At 58.2% G+C, this 12,398-nt stretch carries 6 protein-coding genes; 3 read left to right on the forward strand and 3 right to left on the reverse strand.

What is annotated here, in order from left to right:
* Positions 1 to 115 precede the first annotated feature (115 nt).
* Positions 116 to 3,262 carry a transglycosylase domain-containing protein gene (locus ACW9IR_RS08215; RefSeq protein ID WP_457462647.1) on the reverse strand — a complete coding sequence of 1,049 codons (3,147 nt, stop codon included), beginning with the start codon at positions 3,260 to 3,262 and terminating at the stop codon, positions 116 to 118.
* A gap of 291 nt (positions 3,263 to 3,553) precedes the next feature.
* Here ACW9IR_RS08215 and ACW9IR_RS08220 point away from each other — a divergent pair, with 291 nt between their 5' ends.
* On the forward strand, positions 3,554 to 6,679 hold the full coding sequence (locus tag ACW9IR_RS08220; protein WP_457462649.1) for a dermonecrotic toxin domain-containing protein: 3,126 nt from the start codon (positions 3,554 to 3,556) through the stop codon (positions 6,677 to 6,679).
* Positions 6,680 to 7,018: 339 nt separating this feature from the next.
* Entirely contained in the window at positions 7,019 to 8,440 is a 1,422-nt protein-coding gene (locus ACW9IR_RS08225; protein WP_457462651.1) for an amino acid permease, read from the forward strand.
* 312 nt (positions 8,441 to 8,752) lie between these two features.
* On the opposite strand, the gene ACW9IR_RS08230 is transcribed toward ACW9IR_RS08225, so the two are convergent.
* Together ACW9IR_RS08230 and ACW9IR_RS08235 are read right to left on the reverse strand one after the other, a co-directional pair.
* Positions 8,753 to 10,372 carry an FMN-binding glutamate synthase family protein gene (locus tag ACW9IR_RS08230; RefSeq protein ID WP_102900354.1) on the reverse strand — a complete coding sequence of 540 codons (1,620 nt, stop codon included), beginning with the start codon at positions 10,370 to 10,372 and terminating at the stop codon, positions 8,753 to 8,755.
* A gap of 171 nt (positions 10,373 to 10,543) precedes the next feature.
* The gene (locus ACW9IR_RS08235) at positions 10,544 to 11,344 is read right to left on the reverse strand and encodes a response regulator transcription factor (RefSeq protein ID WP_457462653.1); all 801 of its coding nucleotides are present in this window, start codon (positions 11,342 to 11,344) and stop codon (positions 10,544 to 10,546) included.
* Positions 11,345 to 11,470: 126 nt separating this feature from the next.
* On the opposite strand from ACW9IR_RS08235, the gene ACW9IR_RS08240 reads away from it, so the two are divergent.
* Positions 11,471 to 12,292: a carbon-nitrogen hydrolase family protein gene (locus ACW9IR_RS08240; protein WP_457462655.1), complete on the forward strand. Its 822-nt coding sequence runs from the start codon at positions 11,471 to 11,473 to the stop codon at positions 12,290 to 12,292.
* Positions 12,293 to 12,398 lie beyond the last annotated feature (106 nt).

Consider the following 12,398-nt stretch of genomic DNA (forward strand, 5'->3'; position numbering starts at 1 on the left):
CAAGTGGCGCTACGGGGCGCTAACCCGACGAAAATTCGAATCTGAAAAATACATGGATACCACCCGCGAGCGAGAAAAAACGTCACGCTGAATCAGAAATGCCTGACACGAATTGTTACCTCGCTAACGGCTGCAACGGGCCGGTCATGGCGACGCGGGGTGCCTCCACCGGACGGCATTGCGAGTCGCTGCCCGGTTGCAGGTAAGGCGTCAGAATCGGCGCCATGCCCTTGAGCACCTGCACCGGCAGGGCCGAGGTGAATTTGAAGTTCTCCGCCGAGCGTCCCGGAACGAATGCGGTGAGGGTGCCGAAATGGTGATCGCCGATGTAGAACACAAAGGTCGCGGTGCGGTTGATCGACTTCGAACTGAGGATACGTCCACCCGAACCGATGGCTTCGATCCGGTTGTCGCCGGTGCCGGTCTTGCCACCCATGGCCAGCGGACTGCCATCGGCCAGTTTGAAACTGCCGGAAACACGTTTCGCCGTACCGGCGTCCACCACCTGCGACAGTGCTTCGCGCATGGCATTGGCGACTGCCGATGGCATTACCCGTTTGCCGACATGCGGGTCATTCACCAGACGGGTTTCGTACGGTGTGTCGGCAGCGAAGTGCAGGCTGTCGATGCGCAGGGTCGGCATGCGCACGCCGTCGTTGAGGATGGTGCCGATCAGCTCGGCGAGTGCGGCCGGACGGTCGCCGGAGCTGCCGATGGCGGTGGCCAGCGAAGGCACCAGATGATCGAACGGGTAGCCGACTTGCTGCCAGCGCTGATGGATTTCCAGAAATGCCTCGATCTCGAGCATGGTGCGGATGCGGCTGTCGCGAGCACCCTTGTGTTTGCTCTTGAACAGCCAGCTGTAGACTTCCTGACGTTCGAAGTGACTGGCCTTGACGATCTGCGTGAACGTCGCGTCCGGGTTGCTCAGCAGATAGCCCATCAGCCACAGGTCGAGCGGGTGCACCTTGGCGATGAAGCCCTGATCCGGCAAGTCGTAGGTACCCGGGCCATAGGCGTCGTAGAGCCTGATCAGGCGGTCGTCGGTCAGCTTCTCGGTGAGCTTGGCGCCTTTGAGGTGCGAGCGCACGAAACTGTTGAAGTCTTCCTGGCTGGCATTGGGCAGCAGGTAGCGGTGTACGGCGGCCATGCGGATCGGCGTCGGGCGCATGCTGTCGAGGAAGGTTTCGAGACGCGCCTGGGTGTCTTTGTTTTTGTACTTTTTCCAGAATTTGAGCAGGAATGAGGTGCCTTCGCGGTCGGCGAAATTCGCCAGGTATTCCTGACGCCGCGGGTCGCGGTCGTCCTTGAGCAGTTCGGCGCTGCTGTTGGGGCCGGAATAGGTGACGTAGCGCACCACATCGCGCATCAGGCGAATGAACGGCAGGTTGATCGACTCACGCAGGGCATCACGCAGGGTCGGCAAGCGGCCGTTGTCTTCCTTGCGAAAGTTGTGGAACACGTGCAGCCCGCCGCCGGTAAAAAACGCCTCGCCGGGGCTGGCCGAGTATTTGCGGTCCAGTGCGGCGCCGAGCATCTTCGACAGGTCGTGATCCTTGTTCTGGATCAGATAATCGATGACCCATTGGCTGAGGCGGTCCTGATCCGGTACATCGACTTTTTTCAGTTCCGGCACGCTCATGGCGCCGTACTTGTCGTGCAGTTCGGCGATGATTTGCAGGTAAGTGGTGAGCACGCGCATCTTTGCCGTGGAGCCCAGTTCGAGCTTGCTGCCTTCGTTGATATCGAAGGGCTGGTCGGTACTGTCGGTCTGCACCCGCACGCGCGAGCCGTCCGGGGTCAGTTCGAACAGGGTGAAGCTGTAACGAACCTGAGTGGTGCTGGTGGGTGTCAGCAGGCGTTCACCGAGCAGACCGATTTCGCCAGCGTAGACCGGGTCGGCGAGTTTTTTCAGGTAAGCGGTGGCCTGGGTTTGCAGGTCACCTTGCAGGGTGCTGGTGGCCGAAAGATCGAGGCGATCGAGGTCGTACAGCGGGCGGTTGAGCATGCTTGCCAGACGACTGCGGGCAACACTGATGCCTTTGTTGGTTTCAATCGGCTGGAGGGTCGGCTGGGTCTGCCAGTCGCGATAGCTGACGGTGCTGGCCAGGGCGGCATCGGCGAGGGCTGTGTCGATCACGCCGTTCTGCTTGAGCAGGCGCAAGTGGCTGTCGGTGAGGTCGGCGAGCTCTTCGCGGCCCTTGGTCAGGTAATGCGACGGCCGACGCTGGGCGATCATCAGCGAGAGCATTTCGCGCAAGGCCAGGCCTTTCTCCGCCATGGTTTTCGGGTCGCTCGCCGGGCTGTTCAGCTGTTCGTTGGCCTTACTGAAGTCGGTGCCGTACCAGACGCGCAAGCCTTCGGCCATGCCATGCACTTCACCGTGACCCGGCACTGCCGACAGCGGCACGCTGTTGAGGTAGTCACGAATGATGTTTTGCCGTGCACCGAGGGTTTGCGGGCCAGGTTGATAAGCGCGAACGCTGGCGGAAATCATCTGGCGAATCTTCTCGGCACCGGACACGGTCAGGCCATCCGGTGAATGCCGATATTTCTCCAGCTGTGTCGCCAGAGTACTGCCGCCGGCCGACTGCCCCGGCAGGCGCAGCACCTTGGCCACTTGCGACCACGCGGCCATGCCGAACCGCGGCCAGTCCACGGCCGGGTTGGCCAACGGCTGTTTGGTGTCGAGCAAAAAGCGGTTTTCGATGAACAGCAGGCTGCTGACCACCACCGGCGGGATGGCCGCGAAATTCGAATACAGTTGTTGCGGATAGTTGTACTTGTACAGCAGTGCGGCGCGGCAATCGGTGATCGACAGTCCGGCCTGGATCTTCTCCGAATAGGGCACGAACAAGCCTTTGTCGGTGTAGCTGAGCAGGGCGGGCGAAAAACGCGTCTGTTGGGTCACGACATAGTTGCGCTTGAGCAGACGCGGCAAAAACTCATCGAGAGCGCTGTAACCCAGGCGCATATCGAACGGCCCGTTGCCCGGATAACGGATCGCTTCGCTGGGCCCCGGCTCAAGCTTGTAGGTCAGGGACGCCGCATACTGGCTGAGTTCACGGGACTGGAAACGAGAGGTACGCATCTCCTTGGCAGCCGCCAGCCCTACCACGATTGCGATAATCAGCAGCAATAACCAGAAAGCCTTCCACCCGTGCCGGCTGCGGCGGGGTTTTTCAGGGACAGGCGCTTGATCATCCACACGTTCAGTCGGAACCACGGCTTTACTCGAATCGGTTTGCCACAAAGCGCCCATAGTCGATTGATCCATTTACGCAGATTGATCGGACCTGTCTGAAGCTTAGACGGTGGTTGGCGCTGGTGAAAAAAATGTGCGGTAGCGGCCGGCCGGGAGGTACGGCACGGAACATGCGATGCGATGTGGGCGGTCGAGAGACTTCGCATCAAAAACACACACGTGTAACTTTTTAGCGACGGTTATTTTTATGAATTCAAGTTGCTAAAGTCTGGTAGTACTCGAGAACTTTGGCTGTTGAATGTTTTGGTGTTAACTCGGCGTTCAATTTTATTTGTCTGGGATAACGCCATGTTTGAGTTTCGTGGTCAGGTTTTTAGTATTGCCGAACATGTTGATATTGTTGCCGCGGCAACGCCGTTGCCACTGTTGAAAATGTCAAAAGAAAACTTCGAGGTGTTAAAAGGTTTTGATGCCAATGCACCACAATGGTTAAAGAGTGCGTCGCCGAAACAACGCGAAGAAGCTCAACGCCTGATAGAAGAAAGTGTGACGGCGCACACGTTGCTGAATAACGCCATGGCAGCGGTGAAAACACCTCATGAATTCGCCGCACCATTGCTGGCAAGGGCCATCAAGGAAAGGTCCGGCCTGGATCTGGACGTCAATCGGGTGCAGGTGGATTTGTCCGGTAAAAGTGATTTTCACACCTCGCAAGTTGCGCCCGCTTCGCTGCTTGACGCCGCCCTGCATAACTGTCCGGCTGAAAAAAAGGCAATGTTCTTCTTTAAGCCGAATTGCTATATGACGGCGTCTGGAAGGGGGGCTGTCGAGGTCGGACTTGGTGTTCATGAGTTTATTGAGTTGTGCAGGCTGCTTGATATCGGCAAACAGTATCAGGCCCATTTGCATACTGAACTGCGCTGGGATGACAGCAGTGCTCGGGACAAGCTGAATAAACTGTTCGTCAACTACCAGAAAGCAGCGCTGAATGCAGCGAGTTACATTGCATTATGTAAAGGTGATATTCGCCGGGAACATTTTGAAGCGCTGATGTCGAGTGTTGGAGGGAAGGAACCCGTTCACGTAGACGGTAAGACGCTGTGGTATCGCAGCTTGAGTTTCAATGAGTTGCCCGTGCACAGCTGTATCATTTTCGAGATCGCCGACCCGGACGATGAAAGCATTCTGGACGACCTGCTGCCGACCGTTGACGGTTACGCCAATAACGGTTTCATCGCTTACATTCCTGACGATCCCGATCATCCCGTCAAGCACTACGCAACGGTGACGGCACTCAAGGCCCGTTTGATCGAACAGTTCGTGCGTCGCGCTGAAAGTGACTCGCCCAAAGCGCCAACGGCCTATCAACAGTTCTTCAGCCGGTTCATGCGTTACAAGGATCGTTCGACGTTCTACTACAGCTTTACCGAAGAGATTCCAACGGCGTCAGGCAAACCACGGCTGTGGGATCATGAAACCCGTCGGCAAAAACATCAGCCCGATTTTCTTTTGCAGCTCAGGGTGCTGGACCCATCGGGTGATCCATGGGCCCAGCACTATGACATCTGGACAACATTGCAGCGCGAGTTCAACCAGCGGATTTTCAGCGATGCCCGCGATGCTGCTGTGTCCAATGCCGATGCCGACGTGCGGGATGAGCAGTCCTTGCTCTCGGTATTCCTCGAAGTCGGCCTGGCCGCACTCAATGTGCTGTCTTTTGCCATCCCTCCATTGGGGTTGGTCATGCTCGGGGTGTCGGCCGTGCAAATGATGGACGAAGTACTGGAAGGGCTTGAGGAACTCAGCAAGGGCGATAAGGAAGCCGGTTGGCAACACATCACCGACGTGCTGGAAAATATCGGTATTGGTGTGGCGTCTCTTCCGTTGTTGGCCGGCGTTCATTCGGAGTTCACGCCGATTGAAATGCCTGCTGGACAGAAGCGTTTGTGGAAGCCTGACCTCGCACCTTATCGAAGCGACGTCTCGTTGGCAGACGTGAAACCTGATCCACAGAATCAATTTGCGGTCGGCAACAAGCACTATGTAAAGGTCGAGGACGGTGTCTTCGAGACAGTCATTGAACCGGCCACCGGGCAATCGAGAATTCTTCATCCGCACAAACCGCAGGCTTATCAGCCGCTGGTTGAGCAAGACGGGGCTGGCGAATGGCAACATGCGTTGCCACCTCCTTCGACAAAAGTCGAACCGACACCTGCCGGGTTCAGTAACAGGCAGTTTCGTCGCTATGCCGTCAGGCCGTCCGAATTGTCCCGCCTCAGCCCGGCAGGTAAAGGCATCTTGCAAAGTGCTGACGGACAGCGCCGCTATATTCGCAATATCGATGAGCGGGGCAAGGTCGCGGTGTACCGCGTCAAGAATGATTTCACCCTCAACGCGGAGGTTGTCGACGTCGTCCTTGTCGATTCCGCTTTCAACGAACTTGCGGCTCGCCGGTATCGGCAAGTGGCGCCGGATCAATGGCAACCGCAGTCGCTGTTCGGCGGCAATATCACCGGTGATCCGCATGAGACGGACATCGCTGGCGAACCGCAGCCAGGTACCTCTGGCAGGCCGGTCTGGGTGCGCCCGCCGTTCCAGCGCGAGCGTTTGCCCAACGGTCTGTGGGAGCCTCGGATCGAAGTGGTCACGCTCAACGATGTTCGCCATCTTTCCTACGACTGGGGGCAGTTTGAATTTGTCCCTTTCACCAGCAGGCCGACGAATATTCATCAGGCACTGGCGGCCCCGCAATTCGATAATCTTTCTATCAGCACTGATCTTTTCAAGTCCCAGTTCTGGTCGGATATCCGCAAGATAGATCCGCAAATGACCCATGCCGAAGGAGGAGGGCAGATGATTTTTTCCATGCAAAGGATGACAACTTCCGGCGTGGTTGAAGGCGAATTCAACGCTATCAGCGTGTGGAGCATTCCTGACGAACTGCCACACCAGACCAATGCGTTATCGGGGTATTGGGCGCCTCAGGGAGGATATGTCGACATTCCCGTTCACCCTCGATGGGGTGAGCCCGATCATGTGTTTACACCTGGGTTCAGCGGCTGCTCTTTTATCGTCGATCAGATGGGGGAAAACGTCCTGCGCGTAAGACACGTGGAAGCAGGCAAAGAAGCTGCTCAATACAACGATCTGCCCAGCCACGAACATGGTTGGGGATTGAGTGCCGCCATGGAGTTTCCGGATTACGGCTTGCGTAATGATGAAAACGGCAACGCGTACATGATTCTGACGGGGTTTGCTTACATGAAATATGAGCGGAATACGGGTGAATGGGTGCTTCACTACCAAGCCCAGTATGGTGCCCCGACCATCGCCCAATATTCCGTTAAAGATCCCGGTTTCTTTGACAAGCCAACCCGAGTGGCCAAGGCTTTTTTTCAGGACAAGGTCATCAGAACCGGTTCCAAAGTCGTGAAAACCGTGGTCAACCCGACACGGCAAAGTAACGCAGCTTGATGGCAGATTCCTGAGGGTAAAAAACGCGCGTTGAAAAGACGACGCACCAAGGTTGTGCAATACTCGCCGCCGTTTTTAGTGGCGAGTTTTCCTACAGCTACCAGTTGATCTTCCCGACCAGCTTGCGCATTTGTGGCAACTCCCGCTGAATCTTGTGGTTTATAGAGTGAAAAGACCTGCGACAAGGTTTTTATACTGCACGTCCCGCTGATCTTGCAGGTTGTCTTGCAAGACGCGTTTGCCCACGAAGCTGACGCGGTTTCACAGCAGCCAAGGCCTACCGGCCGACGCTTCGACACTCGGTGGTCATATCCAATAACAAGACGAGGTTGCACCCCTATGCCAGTCGGCAATCAACTGCCTCACGGCGACACCGCTCAGGGCGGTCCGCTCAAACGCGAACTCGGCGAACGGCATATTCGCCTGATGGCGCTCGGTGCCTGTATCGGCGTCGGTCTGTTTCTAGGTTCGGCCAAGGCCATTGAAATGGCCGGCCCGGCAATCATGCTGTCGTACATCCTGGGCGGTCTGGCGATCCTGGTGATCATGCGCGCGCTCGGCGAAATGGCCGTGCACAATCCGGTGGCCGGTTCGTTCAGCCGTTACGCGCAAGACTACCTCGGCCCATTGGCGGGCTTTCTCACGGGCTGGAACTACTGGTTCCTGTGGCTGGTGACCTGCGTCGCGGAAATCACCGCGGTGGCCGTGTACATGGGCATCTGGTTTCCCGATGTGCCGCGCTGGATCTGGGCCCTCGCGGCGCTGATCAGCATGGGCTCGATCAACCTGATCGCGGTGAAGGCCTTCGGCGAATTCGAGTTCTGGTTCGCGCTGATCAAGATCGTCACGATTATCGCCATGGTCATCGGCGGCATCGGCATCATCGCCTTCGGCTTCGGTAATGACGGTGTGGCGCTGGGAATTTCCAACCTGTGGGCCCACGGCGGCTTCATGCCCAACGGTGTGACCGGTGTATTGATGTCGCTGCAAATGGTCATGTTCGCCTACCTCGGCGTCGAGATGATCGGCCTGACCGCCGGTGAAGCGAAGAACCCGCAGAAGACCATTCCCGATGCGATCGGCTCGGTGTTCTGGCGGATTCTGCTGTTCTACGTCGGCGCACTGTTCGTGATTCTGTCGATCTACCCGTGGAACGAAATCGGCACCCAGGGCAGCCCGTTCGTGATGACCTTCGAACGTCTGGGCATCAAGACTGCCGCCGGCATCATCAACTTCGTGGTGATCACCGCGGCGCTGTCGTCGTGCAACGGCGGCATTTTCAGCACCGGGCGCATGCTTTACAGCCTGGCGCAGAACGGCCAGGCCCCGGCCGGTTTTGCCAAAACATCGAATAACGGTGTACCGCGTCGTGCGCTGTTGCTGTCGATCGGGGTGTTGCTGTTGGGCGTCATGCTCAACTATCTGGTGCCGGAGAAAGTCTTCGTCTGGGTGACCTCGATTGCCACCTTCGGTGCGATCTGGACCTGGGTGATGATCCTGCTGGCCCAGCTGAAATTCCGCAAAGGCCTGAGCGCCAGCGAACGTGCCGGCCTCAAGTACAAGATGTGGCTGTACCCGGTCAGCTCGTACTTTGCGCTGGCGTTTCTGGTGCTGGTGGTCGGCCTGATGGCGTACTTCCCGGACACGCGCGTGGCGCTGTATGTGGGCCCGGCGTTCCTGGTGCTGCTGACCGTGTTGTTCTATGTGTTCAAGTTGCAACCGACCAACGTAGCGCAAGGCGCGGTGCGTTCGGCGTCGTAAGTTGTAGCTGCGTAAACAACGAAGCCCCGGTCGAGAGATCGGGGCTTTTTTGTTACCCGTGCCACTGATCGCTCGGCAAGGCTGTGCGGGACATCACCGCCGATCTGAAAGAGCGATACAACGCCTGCGAGAAGGCTCAAAGCTTTAGTGCTTTCCAATCCCGCGCGGCAGTCAACAGAGGTGCAGCAATGAGGATGGGCGAATGTCTCGAACGAGAACTCAGTCGACGATCAAATCGTGCTGTTTTTTCTGCTGCCTGAACGCAAAAGCTGAAGCGTCAATCGGTTGTACAGACTGACGCTTCATTCACGCTTAAGCCGCGGCCACTTCCTGCGGCTCAAAACTGTCCGCCCGCGCCATCTGCCACATCCGCGAATAGAACTCGCCATTCACTTCCCCGGTGAGCAATTCCCCCGGTTTCAGGAACACATGCAACTGCGAGAACAGTTTGATCTCGGTCGCCGACATGCGCCGCACCAGATGCTTGGCCGACAATTGCGATGGATGTTCCAGCCCGGCGGCCGCGAGCATTTCCGCCAGCGCCTTCAAGGTATTGCGGTGGAAGTTGAACACGCGCTGCGCCTTGTCCGGCACCACCAGCGCACGTTGGCGCAAAGCATCCTGCGTGGCCACGCCGGTCGGGCATTTGTTGGTGTGGCAGCTTTGCGACTGGATGCAGCCGATGGCGAACATGAAGCCGCGTGCGGAGTTGGCCCAGTCGGCACCGATGGCCAGTACGCTGGCGATGTCGAAGGCGCTGACGATCTTGCCGCTGGCGCCGAGTTTGATCTTGTCGCGCAGGTTCAGGCCGACCAAGGTGTTGTGCACGAACAACAGGCCTTCGCGCATTGGCACGCCGATGTGGTCGGTGAACTCGACCGGTGCGGCGCCGGTGCCGCCTTCCTTGCCATCGACGACAATGAAGTCCGGAAGAATGCCGGTTTCCAGCATGGCTTTGGCAATGCCCATGAACTCCCACGGGTGGCCGAGGCAGAACTTGAAACCCACCGGTTTGCCGCCAGACAGTTCACGCAGTTGCTGAATGAAATGCATCATTTCCAGCGGCGTGGAAAACGCGCTGTGGCGTGACGGCGATACGCAGTCTTCGCCCATCAGGATGCCGCGGGTTTCTGCGATTTCCTTGGTGACTTTGTGCTTGGGCAGGATGCCGCCGTGGCCGGGTTTGGCGCCCTGGCTCATCTTGATTTCGATCATCCGCACTTGCGGGTTCTGTGCCTGGACAGCGAAGCGTTCCGGGTCGAAACGGCCGTCGCTGGTGCGGCAACCGAAGTAGCCACTGCCCAGCTCCCAGGTCAGGTCGCCGCCGTGTTCGCGGTGATACGGGCTGATGCTGCCTTCACCGGTGTCGTGGGCGAAGTTGCCGAGTTTCGCGCCTTGGTTGAGTGCGCGAATGGCGTTGGCACTGAGCGAGCCGAAGCTCATCGCCGAGATGTTGAACACCGACGCAGAGTACGGCTGGCTGCACTGCGGGCCGCCGACGGTGACGCGGAAACTGCTCGGGTCGCTCAGTGGCGCCGGGCGCATCGAGTGGCCGATGAATTCGAAACCGGATTGATAGACATCGATCAGTGTGCCGAAGGGTTTGTCGGCGGTTTCGTTTTTCGCTCGCGAATAGACCAGCGAACGTTGCGCGCGGGAGAAGGGCAGGGCGTCGCTGTCGGATTCCAGCAGGTACTGGCGGATTTCCGGGCGGATGCCTTCGACCAGGTAACGGATGTTGCCGAGGATCGGGTAGTTGCGGCGCACCGCGTGCGGGCTTTGCAGCAGGTCGAACAGACCGATCAGGCTCAGCACGCCGGTGACCGCAGTGATTGGCCACAGCCAGTCATGTTCGAGGAAAGGCAGGCTGGCGAGGGTAAATATCACACAGACGGCAAAGAAGGCGTAGCGGCTCAGGAGTGACAGGCTCATACGGTTTCCTTGGTTCGGACTCGGAATAATCAGCGAAGATTCAGGGATAAACACATTCCCTTGTAGGAGTGAGCCTGCTCGCGATAGCGGTATATCAGCTACAAATGATTTGACTGACCCGACGCCATCGCGAGCAGGCTCACTCCTACAAAAAGCCACTTCACCAAACGATCAGGCGTTTTGTGCCTGAAGAAAAATCGAAAACAGCTCGGACTGGGATTTGATTCCCAGCTTGCTGTACATGTGTTTCTTATGGACTTTCACGGTTTCTACGGAGATTTCCAGCTTACGGGCGATTTCTTTACTCGAGCAACCGCTGAGCATCAAACGCCCGACATCCAGTTCCCGCGCCGTCAGTTGCGCACCCTTGAGTTGTTGCACCGAGGCTTCCAGTTGCACGCGCCAGTCTGCTTGAGCGGGTGCGGCGGCGAGGGCCACGGTTTCGTTGATCTCATAGGGTAATCGTTGGCGCAGCAGGCCCAGCACCCAAGGCTGGATCAATGACAGCAAGGCGATATGTTCGCCAGTGAAACGTTTTTCACTGCCCAGCGACAGACACAGCGTGCGATCGCCTTCGAGCTGACAATTGAACTGGATTTCGTCGGCCACGACATTCAGACGAAAGTATCGCTGGTAATACTCGGTCAGTTCGAAATGCTCCGGCGCCACCTCGGACAGGCGATACAGACCGGTGCGCGTTTGCTCACGGCAGGCGATGTAGAACGGGTCGAGCAGGTACAGGCCGCGCAGATAATCCTGAAACAACGGGTCAGGGTTGCCGTCTGCGCCCGGGCATTCGGCGAAGACTTGCGGGTGTTGATCGGCGCTGAACAGCAGCACCACCCAGCTATCGAACGGCACGTATTGGTCGAGCAGTCGCACCAGTTGCGCCCAGAAATTCGGCTTGTCGAGCGCGTCGATCAATTGCCCGACGGCGCGGTGCCAGGTGATGTCGTCAAACGAAAGTGTCATCGATCTACCCCTATCGGGTTACCCCGGCCGCGTAATTCCCTGGCCGCTCGCTTGCTGCGCATACTGGCCCACAGACAGCCACCGGGCAATCTTTCAGCGCCCGACGCTCATAACAAGGGAACCCTCATGAAAGTCGAACTCGCCCAACTGGCGGGCCGTGACAATGCCACGGCATATAACCTCGAACGCGCACTGGCAGCGATTGCCGCGTGTGCGCCGGACACGCAGCTGATCGTGTTCCCGGAAACCCATTTGATGGGCTTCCCGACGGCCGAGACCGTCGCGCACACCGCCGAACCGCTGGATGGTCCGACCGTCAGCGCCGTGCTGGCCGCCGCGCGCGAACGCAATATCGCCGTGGTGATCGGCATGGCCGAAAACGACAAGGGTCGCTTCTACAACACCACGCTGCTGATCACCCCTGAAGGCATTGCGCTGAAATACCGCAAGACGCATTTGTGGGCGTCGGATCGCGGTGTGTTCGAGGCGGGCGACCGTTACGCCACGTGCGAGTGGCACGGCGTGCGTGTCGGTTTGTTGATTTGCTACGACATCGAGTTTCCGGAGTCGGCCCGTGCCCTGGCGCAACTGGGTGTGGAATTGCTCATTGTGACCAACGGCAACATGGACCCGTACGCGTCGACTCACCGCACCGCGATCATGGCCCGCGCGCAGGAGAATCAGGCGTTTGCGTTGATGGTCAATCGCGTCGAGGCTGGGGATGACGGTTTGATGTTCGCGGGTGGCAGTGCGCTGGTGGATCCACTGGGGACGTTGCTGTTTGAGGCCGGACGGGAAGAAGGGCAGTTCAGTGTTGAGCTGGATTTCGACCGGTTAGAGATTGCGCGCAAGGATTACCGCTATCTGGATGACCAGCGCCTGAAGTTGCCGGGGGAGGAGGTGGAGCGCGGCGATGGTGTTCGTGAATTGTTGATTCCACGCCGTTGACCGCTGCCCTCACCCTAGCCCTCTCCCGGAGGGAGAGGGGACTGACCGAGTTGATTGTCCGAGGTACGCCGACCTGAAATATCGAGCCGCACTCAGGATTTGAAAC

It is taken from the genome of Pseudomonas sp. SDT291_1_S447, assembly GCF_054070155.1.

Bases quoted from the DNA above. Each gene is read 5' to 3' on its own strand.
- ACW9IR_RS08215 (WP_457462647.1), bottom strand. From the start codon at position 3,262: ATGGGCGCTTTGTGGCAAACCGATTCGAGTAAAGCCGTGGTTCCGACT.
- ACW9IR_RS08220 (WP_457462649.1), top strand. From the start codon at position 3,554: ATGTTTGAGTTTCGTGGTCAGGTTTTTAGTATTGCCGAACATGTTGAT.
- ACW9IR_RS08225 (WP_457462651.1), top strand. From the start codon at position 7,019: ATGCCAGTCGGCAATCAACTGCCTCACGGCGACACCGCTCAGGGCGGT.
- ACW9IR_RS08230 (WP_102900354.1), bottom strand. From the start codon at position 10,372: ATGAGCCTGTCACTCCTGAGCCGCTACGCCTTCTTTGCCGTCTGTGTG.
- ACW9IR_RS08235 (WP_457462653.1), bottom strand. From the start codon at position 11,344: ATGACACTTTCGTTTGACGACATCACCTGGCACCGCGCCGTCGGGCAA.
- ACW9IR_RS08240 (WP_457462655.1), top strand. From the start codon at position 11,471: ATGAAAGTCGAACTCGCCCAACTGGCGGGCCGTGACAATGCCACGGCA.